Origin of the sequence: Sphingomonas sp. (assembly GCF_023266535.1) — a bacterium.
In the GTDB taxonomy this organism is placed as follows: domain Bacteria; phylum Pseudomonadota; class Alphaproteobacteria; order Sphingomonadales; family Sphingomonadaceae; genus Sphingomicrobium.
The window spans coordinates 1-20,915 of record NZ_JAHFPY010000049.1; the positions used below are offsets into that span (position 1 = coordinate 1).

Annotated in this window: 21 protein-coding genes; 12 read left to right on the top strand and 9 right to left on the bottom strand. The window is 64.5% G+C overall.

Features of this window, described 5'->3' with window-relative positions:
* Positions 1-265 (bottom strand): hypothetical protein (locus tag Q0C64_RS08870; protein ID WP_294122859.1); only part of this gene is annotated, 265 nt, incomplete at its 3' end.
* Between the two features lie 172 nt (positions 266-437).
* Here Q0C64_RS08870 and Q0C64_RS08875 point away from each other — a divergent pair.
* Entirely contained in the window at positions 438-911 is a 474-nt protein-coding gene (locus Q0C64_RS08875; protein ID WP_294122861.1) for a hypothetical protein, read from the top strand.
* On the opposite strand, the gene Q0C64_RS08880 is transcribed toward Q0C64_RS08875, so the two are convergent.
* Positions 908-1,285: a helix-turn-helix domain-containing protein gene (locus tag Q0C64_RS08880; protein ID WP_294122867.1), complete on the bottom strand. Its 378-nt coding sequence runs from the start codon at positions 1,283-1,285 to the stop codon at positions 908-910. The genes Q0C64_RS08875 and Q0C64_RS08880 overlap by 4 nt on opposite strands.
* 135 nt (positions 1,286-1,420) lie before the next feature.
* On the opposite strand from Q0C64_RS08880, the gene Q0C64_RS08885 reads away from it, so the two are divergent.
* Both Q0C64_RS08885 and Q0C64_RS08890 read left to right on the top strand, forming a co-directional pair.
* On the top strand, positions 1,421-1,972 hold the full coding sequence (locus tag Q0C64_RS08885; RefSeq protein WP_294122869.1) for an NAD(P)H-dependent oxidoreductase: 552 nt from the start codon (positions 1,421-1,423) through the stop codon (positions 1,970-1,972).
* 65 nt (positions 1,973-2,037) lie between these two features.
* On the top strand, positions 2,038-2,469 hold the full coding sequence (locus Q0C64_RS08890) for a DoxX family protein (protein ID WP_294122872.1): 432 nt from the start codon (positions 2,038-2,040) through the stop codon (positions 2,467-2,469).
* Positions 2,470-2,472: 3 nt separating this feature from the next.
* Here Q0C64_RS08890 and Q0C64_RS08895 read toward each other — a convergent pair whose 3' ends face one another.
* Genes Q0C64_RS08895 through Q0C64_RS08905 form a run of 3 tightly spaced genes read right to left on the bottom strand, consistent with a single transcriptional unit; the run spans position 2,473 to position 6,076 of the window.
* Positions 2,473-3,768 carry a dihydrolipoamide acetyltransferase family protein gene (locus Q0C64_RS08895; RefSeq protein WP_294122873.1) on the bottom strand — a complete coding sequence of 432 codons (1,296 nt, stop codon included), beginning with the start codon at positions 3,766-3,768 and terminating at the stop codon, positions 2,473-2,475.
* The gene (locus Q0C64_RS08900; RefSeq protein ID WP_294122875.1) at positions 3,768-4,796 is read right to left on the bottom strand and encodes an alpha-ketoacid dehydrogenase subunit beta; all 1,029 of its coding nucleotides are present in this window, start codon (positions 4,794-4,796) and stop codon (positions 3,768-3,770) included. Before Q0C64_RS08900 ends, Q0C64_RS08895 begins: the two co-directional genes overlap by 1 nt.
* Positions 4,793-6,076 carry a thiamine pyrophosphate-dependent enzyme gene (locus tag Q0C64_RS08905; RefSeq protein ID WP_294122877.1) on the bottom strand — a complete coding sequence of 428 codons (1,284 nt, stop codon included), beginning with the start codon at positions 6,074-6,076 and terminating at the stop codon, positions 4,793-4,795. The genes Q0C64_RS08900 and Q0C64_RS08905 overlap by 4 nt, the downstream gene beginning before the upstream one ends.
* Positions 6,077-6,167: 91 nt before the next feature.
* Here Q0C64_RS08905 and Q0C64_RS08910 point away from each other — a divergent pair, with 91 nt between their 5' ends.
* Entirely contained in the window at positions 6,168-6,590 is a 423-nt protein-coding gene (locus tag Q0C64_RS08910; protein WP_294122878.1) for a hypothetical protein, read from the top strand.
* Between the two features lie 27 nt (positions 6,591-6,617).
* On the opposite strand, the gene Q0C64_RS08915 is transcribed toward Q0C64_RS08910, so the two are convergent.
* Positions 6,618-9,968 carry an amidohydrolase family protein gene (locus tag Q0C64_RS08915; RefSeq protein ID WP_294122880.1) on the bottom strand — a complete coding sequence of 1,117 codons (3,351 nt, stop codon included), beginning with the start codon at positions 9,966-9,968 and terminating at the stop codon, positions 6,618-6,620.
* 121 nt (positions 9,969-10,089) lie between these two features.
* On the opposite strand from Q0C64_RS08915, the gene Q0C64_RS08920 reads away from it, so the two are divergent.
* The gene (locus tag Q0C64_RS08920) at positions 10,090-10,362 is read left to right on the top strand and encodes a DUF3297 family protein (protein WP_294122881.1); all 273 of its coding nucleotides are present in this window, start codon (positions 10,090-10,092) and stop codon (positions 10,360-10,362) included.
* A 3-nt stretch (positions 10,363-10,365) separates the two neighbouring features.
* On the opposite strand, the gene Q0C64_RS08925 is transcribed toward Q0C64_RS08920, so the two are convergent.
* Positions 10,366-11,871, bottom strand: coding sequence for a methyl-accepting chemotaxis protein (locus tag Q0C64_RS08925; RefSeq protein ID WP_294122883.1), 1,506 nt, complete (start codon positions 11,869-11,871; stop codon positions 10,366-10,368).
* Positions 11,872-12,191: 320 nt separating this feature from the next.
* On the opposite strand from Q0C64_RS08925, the gene Q0C64_RS08930 reads away from it, so the two are divergent.
* From Q0C64_RS08930 to Q0C64_RS08955, 6 genes are all read left to right on the top strand, one after another.
* Positions 12,192-12,326, top strand: a complete 135-nt coding sequence (locus Q0C64_RS08930; protein WP_294122884.1) for a hypothetical protein — start codon at positions 12,192-12,194, stop codon at positions 12,324-12,326.
* 109 nt (positions 12,327-12,435) lie between these two features.
* Positions 12,436-13,095: a PspA/IM30 family protein gene (locus tag Q0C64_RS08935; protein ID WP_294122901.1), complete on the top strand. Its 660-nt coding sequence runs from the start codon at positions 12,436-12,438 to the stop codon at positions 13,093-13,095.
* Positions 13,096-13,114: 19 nt separating this feature from the next.
* The gene (locus Q0C64_RS08940; protein ID WP_294122885.1) at positions 13,115-13,501 is read left to right on the top strand and encodes a PspC domain-containing protein; all 387 of its coding nucleotides are present in this window, start codon (positions 13,115-13,117) and stop codon (positions 13,499-13,501) included.
* On the top strand, positions 13,501-13,731 hold the full coding sequence (locus Q0C64_RS08945; protein ID WP_294122886.1) for a hypothetical protein: 231 nt from the start codon (positions 13,501-13,503) through the stop codon (positions 13,729-13,731). Before Q0C64_RS08940 ends, Q0C64_RS08945 begins: the two co-directional genes overlap by 1 nt.
* 134 nt (positions 13,732-13,865) lie before the next feature.
* On the top strand, positions 13,866-14,588 hold the full coding sequence (locus Q0C64_RS08950; protein ID WP_294122888.1) for a thioredoxin domain-containing protein: 723 nt from the start codon (positions 13,866-13,868) through the stop codon (positions 14,586-14,588).
* A 154-nt stretch (positions 14,589-14,742) separates the two neighbouring features.
* A complete protein-coding gene (locus tag Q0C64_RS08955) occupies positions 14,743-15,786 on the top strand; it encodes a retroviral-like aspartic protease family protein (RefSeq protein WP_294122890.1) in 1,044 nt (347 codons plus the stop codon).
* On the opposite strand, the gene Q0C64_RS08960 is transcribed toward Q0C64_RS08955, so the two are convergent.
* Together Q0C64_RS08960 and Q0C64_RS08965 are read right to left on the bottom strand one after the other, a co-directional pair.
* On the bottom strand, positions 15,783-17,402 hold the full coding sequence (locus Q0C64_RS08960; RefSeq protein ID WP_294122893.1) for a peptidase S10: 1,620 nt from the start codon (positions 17,400-17,402) through the stop codon (positions 15,783-15,785). The genes Q0C64_RS08955 and Q0C64_RS08960 overlap by 4 nt on opposite strands.
* A gap of 45 nt (positions 17,403-17,447) precedes the next feature.
* Positions 17,448-19,586 (bottom strand): TonB-dependent receptor, encoded by a 2,139-nt coding sequence (locus Q0C64_RS08965; RefSeq protein WP_294122896.1) that lies wholly within the window; start codon positions 19,584-19,586, stop codon positions 17,448-17,450.
* A 267-nt stretch (positions 19,587-19,853) separates the two neighbouring features.
* Between Q0C64_RS08965 and Q0C64_RS08970 the strand changes: the two genes are divergently transcribed.
* Positions 19,854-20,762, top strand: a complete 909-nt coding sequence (locus Q0C64_RS08970) for a cation diffusion facilitator family transporter (RefSeq protein ID WP_294122898.1) — start codon at positions 19,854-19,856, stop codon at positions 20,760-20,762.
* Positions 20,763-20,915 lie beyond the last annotated feature (153 nt).

Genomic DNA, 20,915 nt, shown 5'->3' on the forward strand with positions numbered 1-20,915 from the left:
GGCGAGACCGGAGCAACAAGTGGACCAGGTAGCAAAAGCCTAGCCCGATCAGCGTGGTCAGGACCCGCATTCCGGCGATCGCTGGCAAATGCTCATTGCCGCTGAGCGCGGTGGCCAAGGTTAGCAGGAAGTAACCGGAGACCCAGAAGGTCAGCGTCAGCCACAGTGCGGCACGCGTGCGCGCCCGGCGGTGCGCCTCGCTGTCCTGCGCCGCGACCTGCGGCACATGGATGTCCCCGAAGGACCCGAACAGGTTGGTGGCCATGGCTGGCGAGAATGATGCTGCGGCTAGCCTTTGTCGATTGCCGTTCGCCCGCAGAAAAGCGACGTTCATTCGCGCGGGGGCTCGCCCGGCTGCAGCAAATGCCGTTTCGGGAGTCAGTGGCTTCATCGCCGGGCGAACATCGGGGAGCCTGTCGGCGAACAGGAGGGATGCGATGCCGGCCGACCGACGCAAAGCCTGGGCAATGGCGATTTTGGTCAGCGGCGCGCTCGATATCCTCAGCGCCTTCGTCTTCTCTTCGATGGCCGGAGTCAGCCCCGGGCAGGTCCTCCGTTACGTCGCCAGCGGTCCGTTCGGCGATGGCATGCGTGACGGAGGGCTTGCCGCCGCGATGCTCGGCCTCGGCGTCCATTTTGCGCTGATGACGGTGATGGTGACGGTCTATTTCTTCATCGCCGGCCGGCTCGAGGCGGCCCGGCGCTATTGGTATGTCGCCGGGCCGGTCTATGGCTTCATCATTTATTTGGTGATGTATTGGGTGGTGGTGCCGACGCGCTTCGGCACCGAGCCAAGCCTCGACCCGTGGCGGGTCGGCAATGCGCTCTTCTCCCACTTCATCTGCGTTGGCCTGCCGATGGCCTATATCGCCTCGCGCGCCTGGCACAGGAGCGAGATCCAGCCCGCCTAGGCGGCGATGCTGTCCTCGTCGTGATCGGCGTCGTAGCGCGCCTGCGCTTCATGGATGACTTCGACATTGTCGGTTGCCCACCGGGCCAGCCCGCAAATCGGTCCCTGCAGCGACTGGCCGAGCTCGGTCAGCTCATAATCGACGCGCGGCGGGATCGACGGGGTCACAGTCCGGTTGACCAGCCCGTCGCGCTCGAGGTTGCGCAGGGTCAGCGTCAGCATCCGTTGCGATACGCTCGGGATCTCGCGCCTCAGCTCGTTGAACCGCTTGGGGCCTTCGGCCAGCGTCTGCACCACCAGCACGGTCCATTTGTCGCCGATCCGCGCCAGCAGGGTGCTGATCGTCCGGCACACGGGGCTGCTCGGGTCTCTCATTTCGTCACTCCGGTTACTTCGATGTTCCCACCGCACAAATTTGTTCGTGAGAACCAAAAAAGTGCGTTCTTGCGGGGCTTCGCTAGGTAGTTATTTAAAGTGTCCCGGTAATAAATCAATACCAAGGACCGAAAAATGACTATCCTACGAATCGACAGCAGCATCAATGGCGAAAACAGCGCCAGCCGCGCCCTCACCGACTCGATCGTCGAGCAGCTGAAGGCCGCCAACTGGGGCGAGCAGCTGGTCACTCGTGACCTGGTTGCCAACCCGCTCCCGCACCTGACGTTCGACGCCTTCGCCGACACCAGCGTGCTCGACGAGTTCCTCGCCGCGGACATCGTGGTGATCGGTGCGCCGATGTACAATTTCTCGGTGCCGAGCCAGCTCAAGGCCTGGATCGACCGCATCGCCGTCGCCGGCAAGACGTTCCACTACACCGAGAACGGCCCCGAAGGGCTGGTCAAGGGCAAGCGGGTGATCGTCGCCCTGGCCCGCGGCAATTTCTATGGCGAGGGCGCGCCGGCCGCGCCGCTCGAGCATCTCGAGACCTATTTGAAGGGCGTATTCAACTTCATCGGCGTCGAGCCGGAGTTCGTCATCGCCGAAGGCCTCGGGGTCAGCCCGGAACATCGCGAGAAGGCGCTTGCCCAGGCTGTTGGCGAGACCCTGAAACTCGCCGCCTGACCTTCCCCGCTTGGGCGCCGGCCAATGCCTCCGGCCGGCGCTCAATCCATCCATGGAGAATGAAAATGTCCACGTCCTTTGCCATTGCCGAAACCGGTCCGCGGTCAGCGACCTATTCGGATAGTATTTCGCTGGTCGGCCGCATCCTCATCGCCGCCATCTTCCTCCTGTCCGGCGCCAGCAAGCTGGCCGATCCGGCCGGGACCATCGGCTATATCGCCAGCGCCGGCCTGCCGCTGCCCCAGCTGGGCTTCGTCGCAGCGGCGGCGGTCGAAACCCTGGGCGGCCTGGCTTTGGTCGTCGGCTATCGGACCCGCATCGTCGCGTTGGTGCTGGCGATTTTCTCGCTCGCCGCAGCCCTGGCGTTCCATTCGGCGCTCGCCGACCAGAACCAGTTCATCCACTTCTTCAAGAATATCGCCATGGCCGGCGGCCTGCTGCAGGTCACCGCCTTCGGTGGTGGCCGGTACAGCCTCGACGCCCGCCGTTTGGCTTAGTTCTTAAGCAGACAGCAACCTGATGGGGTTCTCAATGAACCCCTTCAGGGTCTGCATGAAGCTGGCCGCGTCCCAGCCGTCAACCACCCGGTGATCGCAGGACAGCGACAGGTTCATCAACTTCCTCGCTTCCAGCTCGCCGTCGATGATCACCGGCATTTCGCGGACCTTGTTGACCGCGATGATCGCTACTTCCGGCCGGTTGATGACCGGGGTCGAAGTGACCCCGCCCATCGGGCCGAGGCTGGAGAGGGTGATCGACGATCCGCTCAATTCCTCGCGGGTTGCCTTGCCGGTGCGAGCCGCATCGGCCAGGCGGCCAATCTCCGACGCTAGCTGCCACACGCTCTTGGCCTGCGCGTCGCGGATCACCGCCACCATCAGCCCGTTCGGGGTCTGCGTCGCCATGCCGAGGTTGAGCGCGCCGTGGCGGGTGATCACCCCGGCATCATCGTCGAAGGTGGCGTTGAGCATCGGCCATTCGGGCAGCGCCTTGCCCATGGCGGTGATCAGGAACGGCAGCAGGGTCAGCTTCGGGTTCGATCCGCGATCGCGGTTCATCATCGTCCTGGTATCCTCCAGGTCGGTGACGTCGAATTCCTCGACCAGTGTGAAATGCGGGATGCGGCGCTTGGCCTCCTGCATATTCTCGGCGATCTTGCGGCGAAGGCCGACCACCTTGATCGTCTCGTCGGCGCGCGGCGCCGCGCCGCGGCCCGACACGCTGCCGCCGTGATAGAGGAGATAGGCGTCGAGGTCGGCGTGACGAATCCGGTCGCTGCTGGTCTTCACTTGCGCAAGGTCGATGCCGAGATCCCGTGCCCGCTGGCGGACCGCCGGCGAAGCCAGCACCTTGGCGCCATGCGCTTGCGTAACTTCCGGCTCGGGCTTGGGTGCGGCCTTGGGCGGCGGGGCGGGGGCAGCCTCCGGCTCGGGCGCCGTCGCGGTTGCCGGCAGCTCCTCGGCCTGCTCCTTGGTTGGCGCCTCCAGCCCATCGGCCAGCGGCTGTTCCTTTTCGGTCGCCGAGGCGGGCTCTTCCTTGGCCGCTGGCGCGTCAGCGGCCGTCTCGATCTCGACCAGCACCGAACCGATCGCGACCTGGTCGCCGACTTCGCCGGCTAGCGACTTGACCACGCCCGCCACCGGCGATTCCATCTCGACCGTTGCCTTGTCGGTCATCATGTCGGCCAGCTGCTGGTCTTCCTCGACCTTGTCCCCGACCTTGACGTGCCAGGCGACGATCTCGGCCTCGGCAATGCCTTCGCCAATGTCGGGCAGCTTGAACTGATAGGTCGCCATTAGGCCTCCAGAACCCTCTTGAGGGCGTTTTTCATGCGGATCGGGCCCGGGAAATAGACCCATTCATAGGCGTGCGGATAGGGCGTGTCCCAGCCGGTGACGCGCTCGACCGGCGCTTCCAGATGATAGAAGCAGCGCTCCTGGACCAGGGTTGCCAGCTCGGCGCCGAAGCCGCTGGTCTTAGTGGCTTCCTGGACGACCAGGCAGCGGCCGGTCTTCTTGACGCTCTCTTCGATCGTTTCGATGTCGAGCGGCACCAGCGTTCGAAGGTCGATGACCTCGGCGTCGATGTCATTGTCCTTGACCGCGGCCAGCGCGACATGGACCATCGTGCCATAGGTGAGGATGGTCAGCGCCTCGCCCTCGCGCACCACCTTGGCCTTGCCCAGCGGTACATTGTAGTGGCCGTCCGGCACGTCGCTGAGCTCATGCTTGGACCAGGGCGTGACCGGCCGGTCATGGTGGCCGTCGAACGGGCCGTTGTAGATTCGCTTGGGCTCGAAGAAGACCACCGGATCGGGATCCTCGATCGCCGATATGAGCAACCCCTTGGCGTCATAGGGATTGGACGGGATCACGACCTTCAGTCCCGAAACGTGGGTGAACAGCGCCTCGGGGCTCTGGCTGTGGGTCTGGCCGCCGAAAATGCCGCCGCCATAGGGGGAGCGGATGACCATCGGCATGGTCCATTCGCCGGCGGTGCGATAACGGATGCGGGCCACTTCGCTGACGATCTGGTCGTAGCCGGGATAGATGTAGTCGGCGAACTGGATCTCGATCACCGGTTTCAACCCATAGGCCGCCATGCCGACCGCGGTGCCGACGATCCCGCCCTCGCTGATTGGAGCGTCGAACACGCGGGTCTTGCCAAATTCCTTCTGGAGGCCAGCGGTCGCGCGGAACACGCCGCCGAAGAAGCCGATGTCCTCGCCATAAACCACGATGTCCTCGTCGCGCGCCATCATCACGCGGTGGGCGTCGTTGATCGCCTCGATCATGTTGCGACCAGTTGTCTTGACGGCGCTCATTTCGGCTCGTGCCCCAGAAACTCGCGGGCTTCGGCCAGCGCTTCGTCGCGCTGTTCGGCCAGATGCCACGGGGTCGAGGCGTAGACGTCCTCGAACATCGACGGGATATTGTCGAAGCCCTGCTGGGGCAGCGTGCCCATCGCCTCGGCTTCCTTTTGCGTGGCCCGCACCATCGCATCCAGCTCCTTGTCGAGCTCGGCGTCGCGTGCGTCATCCCATTCGCCCAGCGCGACCAGATGCGCCTTCAGCCGCGCGATCGGGTCGCCCAGCGGCCATTCCTCGGCCTCGCCCTTGGCGCGGTAGCCAGTTGGATCGTCGGAGGTCGAATGGCCCTCGGCGCGGTAGGTGAAGAACTCGATCAGGGTCGGGCCCTTGTTGGTCCGCGCCCGCTCGCTGGCCCATTTGACCGCGGCATAGACCGCCAGCGCGTCATTTCCGTCGACGCGGAGGCCGGCCATGCCATAGCCGATCGCACGGCTGGCAAAGGTCGCCTGCTCGGCTCCGGCGATGCCGGAGAAGCTGGAGATCGCCCATTGGTTGTTGACCACGGCGATGATCACCGGCGCCTGGTAGACGGTGGCGAAGGTCATGGCGTTGTGGAAGTCGCCCTCGGCGGTGGCGCCGTCGCCGATCCAGCCCATGCAAATGCGGCTGTCGCCCTTGATCGCGGATGCCATTGCCCAGCCGACCGCCTGCGGAACCTGCGTGCCGAGATTGCCCGAGATGGAGAAGAAGCCATGCTTTTTGTCCGAATACATGATCGGCAGCTGGCGGCCGTGGAGCGGGTCGCCTGCGTTCGAGTAAATCTGGCACATCATTGTCTTCAGCGGATAGCCGCGCGACACGAGCAGCCCCTGCTGGCGATAGGTCGGGAAGTGCATGTCCTCGGGGTCCATCGCCGTCGCCGCCGCGACCGCGATCGCCTCTTCCCCGGTGCACTTCATATAAAAGCTGGTCTTGCCCTGCCGCTGGGCGCGGTACATGCGATCGTCAAAGGTGCGGACCGTCTTCATGTCCCGCAGCATCTTCAACAGCGTGGCGGGGTCGAGCTTCGGATCCCATGGCCCGACCGCCTTGCCCTTCTCGTCGAGCACCCGCACCAGGTGGGTGCACAGCGGGAAGGTCTCCTCGGCCTTGGCCGCGACATCGGGGCGCGGCGCGTCGCCCGCTTTCGGGACCTTGATCGACGAGAAATTGGGCGTGTCGCCGGGCCGGAACGGCGGCTCTGGCACGTGCAGTGCCAGTGCCGGCCGGTTCGGGCGTGAAGTAGCTTTATCCATCGCGCCGTCCGCTTAGTGCGGAGTCGGCGCAGGGGCAACTATCGCCGCCGTTCCTTTGACTCTGGCCGATCGGCATGCTCCGCATCGCACGATGCAGAACCAAAAAAGAAATGAGCTGATCTTAGCCGCTGCCTTGGTCGTTTCGTTCGTGCTGTTGGGTGCCGCCTCCATCACCACGGCTCCTGCCATTGAAAAGTGGGTTGCTGCCCGGGGACAAATTGGTGTCGAGACGCCGCTTCGACTCTTGGTGACGAGTTCGGATCGTCGGAAAATGAAAAATGGCAATGATTTGGTGTTGATAGAGGGTCGAATCGTCAATCCAACTGATCGAAATTTGCGGGTTCCCCTGTTGACAGCCGAACTGCGCGAAGGGGATGGACGCGTCATTCACATATGGACCATTGCGCCTCCGGTTACTCAAATCGAAGCCCATGCAAGCGTTGAGTTTCGCAGCGCGCAATCGGATGTGCCGCCCAAAGGCGATCAGCTGACGGTCACTATCGGCTCGCGCTAACAGTCGGCCGAAGCATCCCGCCTTGCCTCAATCCTCGTGCGGCACGCCCAGTGTCGCCCCGGCGGTGAACGCCCCGCCGGCCTGCTCGTTGAACCAGAAGGGCTTGAACCCGGCAGGAGCATTGGCGGTCCCGCCGGCGACGATCTGGAGGTTGCTGTCGAGCAGCCGTCCGCCCTGCATGGTCATCGCGACATGGTCGGAATTGCGGATATTCTCGAGCGGATTGTCGTCGAGCACCACCAGGTCGGCGAGCTTGCCCGGCTCGATGCTGCCAAGGTCCTTGTCGAGCCCCAGCGCGCGGGCCGGGTTGATCGTCCCGGTCTTCAGTGCCTCGAAATTGCTCATGCCACCCAGCGCGAACATCCACATGTCCCAATGCGCGCCGAGCCCTTCGCGCTGGCCGTGCGCGCCGATCGATACGGGCACGCCAAGGGCGCTAACCTGCTTGGCCTGTTTGGCGACGCTCAGCACATTATCCTCTTCGGGCGGGTTCATCACCGGCCGGCGCGACCGCGCGTCGATCAGCGGGCGCGGAGTCCATTTGGCGAGGATCGGCTCGTTCCACACCTGCGTGTGCTGGTACCAGTAATTCTCGCCGAACGCCCCGCCGTAGGCCACGATCAGCGTCGGGGTCCAGGCGGTGCCGCTGCCTTTCCAATATTGCAGCACGTCGTCGTAGATATTCTGCACCGGCAGCGCATGTTCGATCGTCGTGTGACCGTCGGCGATCATGGTCATGTTCATCTCGAACAGCGAGCCGCCTTCCGGCACCACTTCCATGCCGAGCTGGCGCGCCGCCTCGATGACCATCTGCCGCTGTTCGCGCCGCGGCTGGTTGTAGCTCTTGACCGACCAGGCGCCCGACGCCTGCAGCCGCCTGAGGTGCGACAGCGCATCGTCGAGGCTGTTGATCTCGGCCGTGAACGGCGTCGTCGCGCCATAGAGGATGGTGCCGGTCGAGAAGATGCGCGGGCCGAGGATCTTGCCCGCCTTCTGATATTCGGACGCGGCGAAAATCTCGAACGTGTCGTTGGACGGGTCGTGGACCGTCGTGACGCCATAGGCCAGCGCGGCGGCGTGGACCCAGTTCTGCTTGGGGATGATCTGCTCGGCGCCCATCGGCCCGTGCCAATGCGCGTCGATCAGGCCGGGAATGATGGTCTTGCCGGTAACGTCGATCGTCCGGGTTCCGGCCGGATAGGTGACGCTGGCGGTCGGACCGACGGCGACGATCCGGTCGCCCTCGACCAACACGGTGCCGTTCTCGATCACCTCCTCGCTCCCGCCGCGCATGGTGACGATCCGCGCGCCGGTCAGCGCGATACTGCCAGTCGGCTTGGCCTCGGCGGCGGTAAACCCGAGCTGGGCAACCAATGGCGCCGCGCCGAGCTTGCCGCCGGCAAAGGCGCCTGAGGTGCCGAGGTTAAGCCCATAAAGGTTCGGCCCCTGGCTCCAGAACAGGCTGCGCCCGTCGCCCGACCAGTGGATCCAGTCGCCGGCGTCGGCGCTGACCTTGGATAGGGGCAGAGCCTTGCTGTCGGGCGCAATCTCGATCGACCGGCCCGAGCGGGTGAAGGGCATGACATAGGCCTGGTAGCGTTCGGTCCAGGCAATGAATTGCTCGTCAGGCGACAGCGCGAACCGCGCGGCGTTCTGCGAGATGAGGTGGGTGACCTCGTCGGTGCCCTGGATCGAGACCGACTTCAGCAGCCGCTTATCTTCGTCGCCCGAGGCGATGTAGAAGATGCGGTCGTTGGTTGCGCCGAACATCGGCTCGGTGCCGCTCTTCGCCACCCGCCTGGGCGTGCCGCCCTTGGTCGGGACGACGTAAATGCCGGTTTCCTTGCCGTAGAGCGGCGTGGTCAGGAATCCGTCGCTGGTCTTGCGATAGGCGATCAGGCTGCCGTCGGGCGAAAAGGCCGGCTCGAGATAATGGCCCGGCTCGGGCGTCACGGTCCGGCCGTCGCCGCCGGCAACGCCGACCACTTTGATCCGCCCCGCCGTATCGTCGTCCCAGGCGACATAGGCGACACTCTTCCCGTCGCGCGAAAAGGCCGGATAGCTTTCGAAATCGCTGCCGTGGGTCAGCCGCTTGGGCGCGCTGCCGTCGCCGTTCGAAATCCACAAATTGCCGAGCGCCTCATAGACGATGTGCCGCCCGTCGGGGCTCTTGGTCGCGAAGCGCACCATCTTGGTCTTGAAGCTTGCCGGCGCCACGTCCTTCTGCTGCCGCACCGCATCCTCGACGAAGCGCGTGCCGGTGACATGGAAGGGGATGTCGCTGACCGCCCGCGAAGCGGCGTCGACGCGGTGGATGCCGCCCTTGGCCCAGAAGACGATCGACTTGCTGTCAGGCGTCCAGCTCATGCCGGGGTAGACACCCTGGACCGCCCAGGTCTCCTGCATGTCGCGGTCGAGCATGTCGGTCAGCGGGGTGATGCGTCCGGACGCCACGTCCATTAGCATGATCGTCGATTTGTAGCGGACGCGGCGGATGAAGGCCAAGCTCTTGCCGTCGGGCGAGGGCGTCGGGCGGATCGCGCCGCCGGGACCGTCGACATAGGTCTCGATCTCGCCGGTCTGCCGGTCGAGCCGCTGGATGACATAGATCTGGCCGTTGACGTCCTTCGAATATTGGAAGGTGTCGCCGGGCGTCGCATCGTCCGAGAAATAGAGGTAGCGGCCGTCGGGCGAGAAAGCCGGCTCGTTGGTGTCCTTCTGCTTGGTGCGCGCCTTGGTCATCTGCACGCCGCCGCCCTTGTCGGCGCCGTTGCGGTGGTAGAGCCACATCTCTCCCGAGCCGAGCGAACGGGCCGAGGTGAAATGCTTGCGCGCGACGATGAAATTGCCGTCCGGGGTCCAGTCGGCCTGGTTGAGCAGCCGGAAATCTTCCTTGGTGATCTGGCGTGGGCTCGAGCCGTCGCGGCGGATTGTCCAGATATTGTCGCCCCCGCCCCGGTCGGAGGTGAAGGCGATTTCCTGTCCGTTGGGCGAGTAGCGCGGCTGCATGTCCCAGGCATTGCCGCTGGTCAGTGCGCGCGCCTCGCCGCCGCCGATCGGGATGACATAGAGATCGCCCAGCAGGTCGAACGCGATTTCCTGGCCGTCGGGCGAAACGTCGAGGCTCATCCAGGTGCCGCTGTTCGTATCGATCACTGCGTCATGGCCCGGCCCGTGGCGAGCGTTGACGTCCCACTTGGCCGGCTTCGCCCCTTCAGTGCCCGGCGCTGCTGCAATGTCCTTGGGCTTGTCCTGGGTCATCGGCTGGGCCTGGCCCGGCTGGGGCGGGGGCGGAGCGACCGGCGGTGTCGGCGCGGGTTGGGCGATGGCCAGGCTCGCGAACGAGGTTGCGGCAAGGAAAAGGGCAAAACGGCGCATGGAAAACCCCCTGGAACTTAAATCGCACGGGACATTGGCCTCGCTGTCACATGAACGCAACGAAGTCGCGCCGCCGTTCGTCGAATTGACGCGTGGCGAACGCAGCGGCTAGGGCGCCCCAATGTCAGACTCCGAAGCCAGCGAAGCCAAGAAGCCGCTCCCCGATCGCCTGTCGCTCGACCCGCGCAGCGAGCATTTCGACGAGGAAGTGCTGCGCCATGGCGTCGGCATCCGCTTCAACGGCAACGACAAGACCAACGTCGAGGAATATTGCATCTCGGAGGGCTGGATTAAGGTCGCCGCCGGCCGCAGCCGCGACCGCTACGGCAATCCGATGACCCTCACGCTCAAGGGCAAGGTCGAGCCCTATTATGAGGACGACAAGTCCGAATAACGCCTAGGCGGCGCGCAGTTTCGACAGGAAGGTATCGGTCGCCGAGCGCAACCCTTGCGCGATCTGGGTCAGGCCGGCTGCCGAGGCATGGACCTCGTCCGACAGCTTGACCGCTTCGCCCGCGGCATGAGCCACCTGGCTGACCCGCTTGGCGATCTGGTCGGCACCCGCCGCGCTGTCGACCGCGCCCTGCTCGATCAGCGAGGCGACCGTGCTCTGGTCGCCGATCGCACTGCGCATTTTCTCGGCCGCGGCGGCAAGCTCGCCCATCGAGCGCGAAACCTGGCCGATGACATTTTCCGCTTGCGCCGCGCCGCTGTCGATGTCCGACACCAGCTGGTTGATCTGGCCGCTGGCTTCGTGCGCCTTGTTGGCCAGTGCCTTCACCTCGGCGGCGACCACACCAAAGCCACGGCCAGCCTCGCCGGCGCGGGCGGATTCGATCGTCGCGTTCAACGCCAGCATGTTGGTTTGCGATGCGACGCCCTGGATCAGGCCGACGAACGTCTCGATATTCTGGGTCCGCTCGGCGAGCATGCGGATGGTTTCCTCGCCGCTCTTCGACGCGCCCCGGGCGACTTCGCCCAGCTCGGCCTGCTGCGCGGCATTGGCGGCGATGCTGAGGATTGATTTACTGAGGTCGCTGACCCCGGCCGACACGCGCAGCGCATTTTGCGAAGCGCTTTCGGCGTCGCGCGCGGCTTCGGCCGATTGCTCGCCGGCGTCATGGGCAAAGCGGTGCATGTTGCTGGCTGCCTGCGCCATCTGCTCGGAGGCGGCGGCGACCGACTGGACGATGTTGGCGACCGAGCTCTCGAACGCGGATGCCAGCGCCATCAGCTCGTTGCGCCGGGCGTCGGCCATGCCGCGCCGCTCGAACTCGAGGCGCTTCTCGCGTTCCGCTTCGACTTCGTGCTGGGCAGCACGGGCCTGGTCGAGCGCGGCCTGCGCCGACGCCGCAAGCCCCTCGCTGGTCGAACGGGCCTCGGCCTGCTCGACGAACAGCTTGCCCATGTGAACCATCATCGGCCCCAGCACGCCGAGCACCATGGTCAGTGCCAGTGCATGGAACATGACGCGGAGGAATTCCCCGCTGCCAAAGAACACCAGGTCCGGGGCGACAAAGCTGAACAGCAATTGGTATCCAACGGCAACTGCGACCGCGACCGCAATCGGCCGCCATTCGCAGACCAGCGTCAGTGCCGCCAGGCCGACGAAGAAGAACATATGCGCTTCCAGCTGCCAGGGATGGCCCTGCAACATGTAGAGCAGCAGTGCCGGGTGGACCGCGGCCATGATGCCGAAGGCCGTTCCCGCGGCCGCATCATAGCGCTCGCGCAACGCATAATAGGTGGGGATCAGGTTGATCGCCGCCGACAGCCCGACCGGAGCCAGCTCGTTGTGGAAGTCGAACAGCAGGGAAATGAGCAGGAGCGCCATGGTCGACGTCCAGCCCAACATCGTCAGGATCAAAACGCCCCGAACCCTAAGCCTGTTCAGCTCTTCCATGCCCACACCTTCGAAAGAGGGTCACCACGGATAGCCTTGCGGGCCGTGGCCGAACCTCGCCGACACTCGGTCCTCGCTAGCCCAAAATGGTAAATGGGCACTTAATCACCCCGGATCTGGGCCATTTCTGAATTGCCCCGGCAATTGCGCATTGGCGTTGGTCAATCCTCCCAACAGATGGTGGGAATTTCCGCCAACTTGCCGCCGGATGAACGAGATCAGCAAGGTTTTTGGCAGAAATCTCCAATTGGCACGACACTTGTAGATGATGTGTCAGGACCAAGGGCAGGGCCCCGAAGTCCGAAAAGGGAGATTGAACAATGTCTGGTTCGAAATTGAACAGCCACCTGATCGCCGCCTTCGCGTCGCTGCTGATGAGCACGATCGCGATTGGCGCCGCGGTTGCCCCGGCCCAGGTTTCGGCCGCTCCAGTGGAAGTTGTCACCTATGCCTGAATTGGAACCGATCGTGGCCGTGCCGGCCGTCCGCATTCCGCGGCAGTCGGAGGACAGGACTGAAACGACCGTTCGTTTCGCGCCCCTCTCGGGCATCCTGTCCGGCCCGATCTTCACCCGCACGCGGGACATCATCGCGGCGAACATGACGGAGCTGCTCGACCGGTCGGAAGACCCGGCCCGCATGATCCGCATGATCATCAACGAGATGGAAGAGACATTGGTCGAGGTGCGCGCCACCGCCGCCCGCTCGATCGCCGACATCAAGGAAATGCGCCGCGCCTGCAACCGGCTCGACGACCTCCAGCACGGCTGGACCGAGAAGGCCGCGCTGGCGCTGGAAAAGGGCCGCGAGGATTTGGCCCGCGCCGCGCTGGGCGAGAAACAGAAGGCGGCCGAGATGGCCGAGGGCCTGCACGCCGAGATCAGCCAGATCGAGCAGGTGCTGCGCGGCTACGAAGCCGACATCCAGCGGCTCCAGACCAAGTTGGCCGAGGCTCGCGCCCGCCAGAATTCGATCGCCACCCGGATTGAGAGCGCGATGAGCCGCGCCCGGACCAGCGAAGTGCTGCACGGCAACCGGACCGAGGAAGCCTTCGCCAAGTTCGAGCTGCTCGAGCGCCGCGCCGATTTCGCCGAGGGCCGCGCCGACGCACTGGCGCTGACCGGGCCGAAGAGCCTCGAGGAAGAAATTGCCGAGCTGAAGGCCGCCGATGCGGTCGATGCGGAGCTCGACGCCATGAAAGCCGCGCTGGCGGCCAGGAACTGACCGGAAGGAAAAAAGGGAAATGTCAGACCGTTATTCACTGAACCGCCGCGACAAGAAGCTGGCCGGCGTCTGCGCCACCCTCGGCGATGTGTTCAACATCGACCCGACCTTCCTCCGGATCGGTTTCGCCGCCGCGGCGCTGCTGATCAGCTGGAAACTGGCGCTGGTCGCCTACGTCGGTGCGGGCATCTACCTTCACATGCAGAAGAACAAGGTGCTGCGCGGCCACGACCGGCCGTCCGAATTCGACCGGATGGGTGACGTTGGGCGCCGCCGCACTTCGGTTCACCAGCTCCGCACCGAGCTCGACGTTAACGATCGCCGGATTATGGCGATCGACCATCACCTGAACAGCCAGAACGATGATCTGGCGCGCGAGATCGAGGCATTGAGGGAGGGCAAATAATGGAACCGATTTCGATTGCACTGATCGGCGCCAGCGTCCTTCTCGCCGCCGCCATGGCCGCCGTTGTCGGCCTCAAGGGATGGCAGTCCTGGCTCGATTTCAAACGGCTCGAGCTGGCCAGCCAGACCGGCGATCATGGCCTTCCGCCCGCCTCGGGACGGATCGAGCTGGCCGACTTGAAGGAGCGGGTCCGCAAGCTGGAACAGATCGCCAGCGGCATCGACATCTAAGGAAACCGGGACGACCTCACCCCTAGCCCAGTCCCGGGTATGGGCGGCTTGCGAATGACTCCCGCAGGCCGCCCATTTTCTTTTCGGGCCCGCTGGGCCAATGTTTCGGCGTTGCCACGCTGGGGTGCCGAACAATGCCACGCTTCATTTGCGCCGCGATCATTGGCTTGATGGTCCTGCTGGCCGGCCCGGCCTATGCCGTTGATCGGGACTGGAGCCAGGATGTCGCCGCCACGCCCGAGGGCGGCTTCGTCATGGGCAATCCGGACGCCAACCTGAAGCTGGTCGAATTTGTCTCCATGTCCTGCCCGCATTGCGCGACGTTCGATGCGGAGGCACATGACCGGCTGGTCGACGAGGTCAAGACCGGCCGCTTGAGCTACGAGATCCGCAACATGGTCCGCGATCCGTTCGACAGCACCGCCGCGCTGGTCGCGCGGTGCGGCGGACCGGAGCGCTTCTTTGCGCTGACCCACCGGCTGCTGGCCAACCAGGAAGAATGGATCGGCAAGCTGACCGATATGCCGCAACAGGATTTGGATTCGCTCCAGGCAATGCCGCCCGAAGAGCAATATCAAACCATCGCCGGATGGGCCGGCTTCGCTCAATATGCCACCGCCGAGGGGCTGGACGCCGAAGCCATGAATGCATGCCTGCTGGATCCGTCGGGCACCGACCAGCTCAATCAAATATATAACAGCGCCATGGAGACCTACGGGATCCGCGGCGTCCCGGCGTTCCTGATAAATGGCGAACTGGCGTCAGGCTCGACCTGGGCCGAGCTCGAGCCGCAGCTTGAGACGGGCGACGACCAACAGGAACTGACTCTCAAAAATGATCGGCCGGCGGCGTTCTGAGCCGCTCGGCGCCAGCCTTGCGCCGTTCCTTGGTCGAACTGGGCCGCCGTTCGGCTACATTTTCATGGCCAGCCCCCGTTCACCCGGCCTAGCGTAGTCAAATTGACACTAATGGGGAGGAGGCGCTTTGCGACTGCCTCGTGGCACTTGGGTATTGACGCTGGGGTTCGCGCTATCCGCGCTGGCCGGCGACGCCTCTTTGGCCGCCGATACGCCCAAGATCGAAAGGCCGGTACCGGTCCCGTCCGTTCAACTGCCACCGCTTGCGCCGGCCGTGATCGACAATCAGCTGCTGATCGGCGGCGAGGATATCAACGCCAAAAAAGATAATACCCGCATGACGGTCGAGGTCCGGGTCAATGGCCGCGGGCCATACCAGTTCCTGGTGGATAGCGGCGCTGACAGTTCGGTCGTTGGCCTGAACATCGCCCGCGACCTGCAATTGCCGCTGGGCAGCCCGACGGTCCTGCATGGCACGACCGGCAGCGCGGTCGTCGGCCGGGTGCTGGTCGATGAATTGCAGTTGGGCACGGCTACCATCCACAATCTGGAGGTTCCCGCGCTGAGCGAAAACGACCTGGGCGGCGCCGGTATGCTCGGCATCGATGCGCTGGTCGAACAGCGGCTGATGATGGATTTCGAAAAGCGTATCATCAAGGCCGAGGACGCTCGCCAGCCGGCCAAGTTTCTCGATGGCGAGATTGTGGTGGTTGCCCGCCGCCGCCGCGGTCAGCTGATCCTGACTCAAGTTTCCACCGCCGGCATACCAGTTGAAGCGGTGATCGACACTGGCTCGGAAATCACCATCGGCAACATGGCGCTGTACAAAAAGCTGGTCAGACATAACCGGCGTAGCTTCGCGACCGTCACCGCCGTTGGAGTGACCGGCGTGCCCGCCAAGCTGACGGTGGCGCGGATCGGTGAGCTCAGGGTCGGTACGGTAACGTTGCACGACGTGCCGATGGCATTCGCCGACGTTCCGCCTTTCAAAGTATTCGGATTGACCGACGAACCGGCACTGATGCTCGGTACCGACCTGCTCGATACGTTCCGCCGCATTTCGCTCGATTTTCGCGCCCGCAAGGTCCGCTTCCAGCTGCGGCGCTGCGGGTCGACCGGCATCCTGCTCAGTATCGGCGATACGCCGTCGTTCGGCCGGATTATCTCCGGCGACGACGGCTCGGTCTGCCGCCGCTAACGCTCCCGTCCCGCCGTCCGCCCGATGAACTCGGCGACATTGTCGTGGATCGCTTTCAGCGACGGCAGATGGGCGTAGACCATGTGCCCGGACTCATAATAGCGATACTCGATATTGCCCTTGAGGCCGTCCGGGATCGGCAAATGCCGCATCTCGAAGGTGCCGGCGAAGTAGGGTGTCGAGATGTCGTAATAGCCGCCGTTGACCATCACCTTGAGGTCTGGATTCTGCTTCATTGCCATGGCCAGGTCAGGCAGCACATTGGGCAGCGCGATCAGCGCCCGGTCGCCGCCCGGCGGCTTATGCTTATAGTCCCAGTCGCTGTAGATCGGGATGCCCGACTTGAACTCGATCCCCGGCTCATAATGGAGCGCGGCGCGGACATAGCTGTTGTAGGCCGAGACATAGGCCGAGCTGATCGCACTGCTCTGCGGGTCGTTGCTGGCGACCTTGGCGATCGGGTCGAGCGTCGCGCCGACGAACCGCGTGTCGAGCGTGCCGACGGTTTGCTCGCTGTCGCCGAGCAGCTCCTTCTGGAAGGCGCCGTACTGGATGCGGAGGTTGGTCTTGAGCAGATAGGGGACGGAAAGGCCGGTAAAGGCCGAAAGCTGCTGGGCGATCCGCTGCCGCTCCTCATCGCCCAGCGTGTTCCCCTTGATCAGCGCCTGCAGATAGTCGCCCGTCGCGAAATTCTCGACGCGAGCGAGATAGCTCTTGAGTTCGGGGTCCGGCCTGGCAATGCGGTTATGATACCAGGCGGTAGCCGCATAGGTCGGCAGGGTCATGACATAGGGCAGGTCCATCCCCGGATTGACCTGCGGGTCGTCGGGCAGCAGGTCCCAGGCGAGGATGTCGGAGAGCAGGATGACGCCGTTCAGATCGACGTCCCTATTCTGCAGCGCCAACGCCAGGCCGGCGGCGCGCATCGTCCCATAGCTTTCGCCGAAGACATATTTGGGAGAATTCCAGCGGCCATATTTGCTCAGGAACTGGGTGATGAACTGGGCGAAGGCGTCAATGTCCTGGTCGACGCCGTAAAAGGCCTTTTCCTTGTCCTTGCCGCCGATCCGGCTGAAGCCAGTGCCGGGTGCGTCGACGAATACCAGGTCGGATGCGTCGAGCAGGCTCTCCTCATTATTGACCATGCCATAGGGCGCGGCCGGCGTGTGGCGCGTGTCGACCGTCTGCACCCGGACCGGCCCGAACGCGCCCATGTGCAGCCACACGGTCGACGACCCCGGGCCGCCGTTGAACAGGAACGTGATCGGGCGGCCCGCCGCCGGCGCGCCGTCCTTGAAGTAGGCGGCGTAGAACATCGACGCTTCGGGCGCGGGTTCGTCCGCGTCCTTGTCTTTCTTGGGCGGGGTGGCCGCTTCCTCAAGCGACTTGGTGTCGTCCCAATCCTTGCCGTGGATCACCAGCGTCCCTGCCACCGCCTGGTAGGCGATCTTCTTGCCGCCGACGGTGACTGATCCCCGTGACCGGGTTTCGTTGGGCGTGAAGATCGGCCTGGCCGGGGCGGCGGCTTCCGCTGCGGCGGGCGGGGCCGTCGAAACTTCCGCGGCCGGAGCCGCGACCGGCGCCATGAGCGCCGCGATGAGCAGTGGCAAGGTCATGGGCGCGGGTGATTGCAAGCGCCGCGCCCCTACGCAAGCCCGCTTCTAGAAACCGACCCGCGCGGTCAGGCGGATGTCGCGCCCGCCGAGCGGCGCGAAATCCTTGAGCAGGCTGGTGCTCCGCCGCGCCTCGACGTCAGACAGATTGTTCCCGGCCAGCGACAAAGTCAGCGCCGGCTTGGCCGCGAACGGGTGCCAGTCGATCGAGGCATTGACCAGCGTATAGCCGTTGGTGTCCGTCTCGTTTGGAGCGGTCCGGCCATGGTCGAACGCCTTCTCGATCTCGATCCGCCCGTCGAACTGGCCCTTCTCGCCGGTGATCGCGCCCATCACCCGCATCGGCGGGATCAATGGCGCGGGACCGAAATTCTTGACCGTGGCGTGGACCATGTCGCCCTGCAGCTCGGCGCCCCATTTGATGCCGAGCGCCTCGCCCAGCTTGGCCGCGGTCTGCGCCTCGAACCCGTAATAGGTCGCCTTGCCCTGGCGATATTCGAGCACCGGCAGATCGTCCTCGGTGTCGCCGGTCGGCGCCTGGAAGATAAAGTTGGAGAAGCGCGAGTAGAACAGGTTGGCGGTGAGGTGCAGCCGCCCCTTGCTGTGGTGCAGGCCGAGCTCGACCGAATTGCTCTTTTCCGGGCTGAGGTCCGGATTGCCGACCTCGAATGCCTGGCTGCCGCCGTGCGGGCCGTTGGCGAACAGCTCGTCGATCGCCGGCGCGCGTTCACTGTGCGACAGCGACAGGCCCGCCCGCCAGCCGGGGACGAACTCATATTGCCCGCCAAGCGAGCCCGACCAGGTGGTGAAGCTCTGCGACCGTTGGGGCGTGCCGAGTTGCGCGTCGGCATCGGCATCCAGCTGGCTGAACTCGACCCGCGCCCCGCCTTCGATCCTGAGCGGCCCGGCAACATAGGTCTGCAGCGTGAACAGGCCGGTCTGCTTCTGCCGGCTGTCCGGCAGGAACTTTTCATCGCCGCGGATTTTGGCGTTGCGGTTGAGGTACTGGACCCCGCTGGTTCCGCCCCAGCCCGACTTCTCGCGCTGCACCAGCTCGATCCGCCCTTCGCCGCCCTTGCTGAAGAAGCTTGAGCTGATCGCGCCCGTGTCATCGAGCTCGTCGTGATGATAGTTGCCGTAGCCGCCGCGCGCCCTGATCGAATCCAGGAAACCGCCGACCGGAATTTCGGCCCGCGCGTCGTAACGCGTCTGCTCGACATCGATGGTCGGGGCCTCCGGCTCGACCAGCGGGTCGAGCGAGTAGCGGATCGGCACCTGATATTTGGCGAGATGGCGGGTCACCGACACGCCGACATTGAGGTCGCCATCGACATAGCCGATCCCCAGCGCGCCCTCCTTCGACGTCGCCGCCGAATTGGGCAGCTCGCCGTCCAGGTCCGCCAGCGCCCTGATGCCGGCATCGGGGCTGGCCAGCGCCAGCTCCAGCAAATCCTTCGACAAAATATGCCCGCCGGTCTCAAGGTCGTCGCTCTTCGACCAATTGGAGTCGGCGTGGACAATGATGTGGTCCGCGACCGGCACGTCGACCGCGGCATTGATCGACCGCTCGTTGGCCGCGCTGCCATAGCTCAGCAGCGCGTCACCCTTGACCGGCCCGGCCGGCTCGTGGCGCGGGATGCGCGTGTCGATGACATTGACCACGCCGCCGATCGCCGACGATCCGAACAGCAACGCCGAAGGGCCGCGCAGCACCTCGATCCGCTCGGCGGTGATCGGATTGATGGCGATCGCATGGTCGGGGCCCGACGAAGACAGGTCGAGCGTGCCGATCCCGTCGGTCAGCACCCGCACCCGGTCGCCGCTGAGGCCGCGCAGCACCGGCGCCGAAGCGGTCGGACCGAAGCTGGTCGCACTGACGCCTGGCTGCTTGGCCAGCGTTTCGCCGATGCTCGGCCGCACCTCGCGGATAAGGTCGGCCTCGTCGAGCACCGACACGCCGCCGAGCACGTCATTCTCCTTCCGCCGGACGCCGGTGACGACGATCTCGCCTTCCTCGTGGGCGGCATGAGAGTCGGCCGCACTCCCTGGCATCGGGTCCGCGGCCGTTGCGCTGATTTCGCTCGATCCGGCCGCCTCGCTCGATGTGTCGGTGACCGTCGCCTGCGCCAGCAGCGGCGAAGGGACAATGGCGATGGCGAGGGCAAGCAGCGAAGCGGAACGGCGCATGATCATCCTGAGTCGGGAGGGTGCCGCGTCCCTAGCTCAGGATGATATATTGTAGCAAATGATATACCATACCTTCGTCGTGCCCTGGCGACCGTTCGTCGAACGCCATGTTCTGGAATAAAATGATCGGCGGCATCTCAAGCAAAAATTCACTGCATGATACAACATCATGCGAGTCACCGTTAAAAAAGCTAAGTAATCATACAACATATCTCTTGGGTATTGCAGTGTTTGACTTGGATACTGAGTTGGTTATGGGAGTGCGCTATGGGCATCGGTCATGATCATCCACATGCCGGGCACGATCACTCGCTTCCGACTGATTTCACCAAGGCTTTTGCCCTCGGTATCTTGCTGAACCTGGGTTTCGTCCTGGTCGAAGCGATCTACGGATTCACGGCCGGATCGATGGCACTGTTGGCCGATGCCGGCCACAACCTGTCCGACGTGCTCGGCCTGATCCTCGCCTGGGTCGGGGCGGCGTTGGTCAAGCGCCGCCCGAGCAACCGCTTCACTTATGGTCTCAAGAAGAGCTCGATCCTCGCCGCGCTGCTCAATGCGCTGCTGCTGCTGCTCGCCATCGGTGCCATTGTCGCCGAGGCCATTCGGCGGCTCTCCCACCCAACGCCAACCGACGGGTCGGTGGTCACCGTCGTCGCCGCCGTTGGCATTCTGATCAACGGCCTGACGGCCTGGCTGTTTGCCCGGGGACGCGAGCATGACATCAATATCCGGGGCGCCTATCTGCACATGGCGGCCGACGCGCTGGTGTCGGTCGGCGTAGTGGTCGCGGGCCTGCTGATCACTTTTACCGGCATTCAGTGGATCGACCCAGTGGCCAGCATCGTCGTGGCCCTCATCGTTCTTTGGGGCACTTGGGGCCTGCTCACCGAATCAACCCAGATGACGCTTGCCGGTGTTCCCAGGGGAATCGACCTTGAGTTGGTCGGGCGCTCACTGGCCAGGCTGCCCGGCGTCCAGGACGTTCATCATCTTCATATTTGGGCGCTCAGCACGACCGAAACCGCGCTCACCGTGCACATCATTGTCGAGCAGGGCGCCAACCGCGACACCGTGCTTCGCCAGGCCAACGCCTATGCCCACACCATGTTCGGCATCGCCCATTCGACCATCCAGATCGAAGACGCCGGCTGCTCCGATCCGCATCATCACTAGCGGCGCCGCGCGCCACTGGTTAGGCAGCGGCTCATGTTCATGACCCATCTCGAATGTTCGCTGACCGGCGAGCGCTATGACGCCGACCGCCTCCAGAACCTGTCCAGGGCGGGAAAGCCGCTGCTGGCCCGCTATGATCTTGACGCAGTCGCG

Bases quoted from the DNA above. Each gene is read 5' to 3' on its own strand.
- Q0C64_RS08875 (WP_294122861.1), top strand. From the start codon at position 438: ATGCCGGCCGACCGACGCAAAGCCTGGGCAATGGCGATTTTGGTCAGC.
- Q0C64_RS08920 (WP_294122881.1), top strand. From the start codon at position 10,090: ATGTCAGACTCCGAAGCCAGCGAAGCCAAGAAGCCGCTCCCCGATCGC.
- Q0C64_RS08960 (WP_294122893.1), bottom strand. From the start codon at position 17,402: ATGACCTTGCCACTGCTCATCGCGGCGCTCATGGCGCCGGTCGCGGCT.
- Q0C64_RS08890 (WP_294122872.1), top strand. From the start codon at position 2,038: ATGTCCACGTCCTTTGCCATTGCCGAAACCGGTCCGCGGTCAGCGACC.
- Q0C64_RS08945 (WP_294122886.1), top strand. From the start codon at position 13,501: ATGGAACCGATTTCGATTGCACTGATCGGCGCCAGCGTCCTTCTCGCC.
- Q0C64_RS08880 (WP_294122867.1), bottom strand. From the start codon at position 1,285: ATGAGAGACCCGAGCAGCCCCGTGTGCCGGACGATCAGCACCCTGCTG.
- Q0C64_RS08895 (WP_294122873.1), bottom strand. From the start codon at position 3,768: ATGGCGACCTATCAGTTCAAGCTGCCCGACATTGGCGAAGGCATTGCC.
- Q0C64_RS08900 (WP_294122875.1), bottom strand. From the start codon at position 4,796: ATGAGCGCCGTCAAGACAACTGGTCGCAACATGATCGAGGCGATCAAC.
- Q0C64_RS08905 (WP_294122877.1), bottom strand. From the start codon at position 6,076: ATGGATAAAGCTACTTCACGCCCGAACCGGCCGGCACTGGCACTGCAC.
- Q0C64_RS08930 (WP_294122884.1), top strand. From the start codon at position 12,192: ATGTCTGGTTCGAAATTGAACAGCCACCTGATCGCCGCCTTCGCGTCG.
- Q0C64_RS08925 (WP_294122883.1), bottom strand. From the start codon at position 11,871: ATGGAAGAGCTGAACAGGCTTAGGGTTCGGGGCGTTTTGATCCTGACG.
- Q0C64_RS08965 (WP_294122896.1), bottom strand. From the start codon at position 19,586: ATGCGCCGTTCCGCTTCGCTGCTTGCCCTCGCCATCGCCATTGTCCCT.
- Q0C64_RS08885 (WP_294122869.1), top strand. From the start codon at position 1,421: ATGACTATCCTACGAATCGACAGCAGCATCAATGGCGAAAACAGCGCC.
- Q0C64_RS08940 (WP_294122885.1), top strand. From the start codon at position 13,115: ATGTCAGACCGTTATTCACTGAACCGCCGCGACAAGAAGCTGGCCGGC.
- Q0C64_RS08910 (WP_294122878.1), top strand. From the start codon at position 6,168: ATGCAGAACCAAAAAAGAAATGAGCTGATCTTAGCCGCTGCCTTGGTC.
- Q0C64_RS08915 (WP_294122880.1), bottom strand. From the start codon at position 9,968: ATGCGCCGTTTTGCCCTTTTCCTTGCCGCAACCTCGTTCGCGAGCCTG.
- Q0C64_RS08950 (WP_294122888.1), top strand. From the start codon at position 13,866: ATGCCACGCTTCATTTGCGCCGCGATCATTGGCTTGATGGTCCTGCTG.
- Q0C64_RS08970 (WP_294122898.1), top strand. From the start codon at position 19,854: ATGGGCATCGGTCATGATCATCCACATGCCGGGCACGATCACTCGCTT.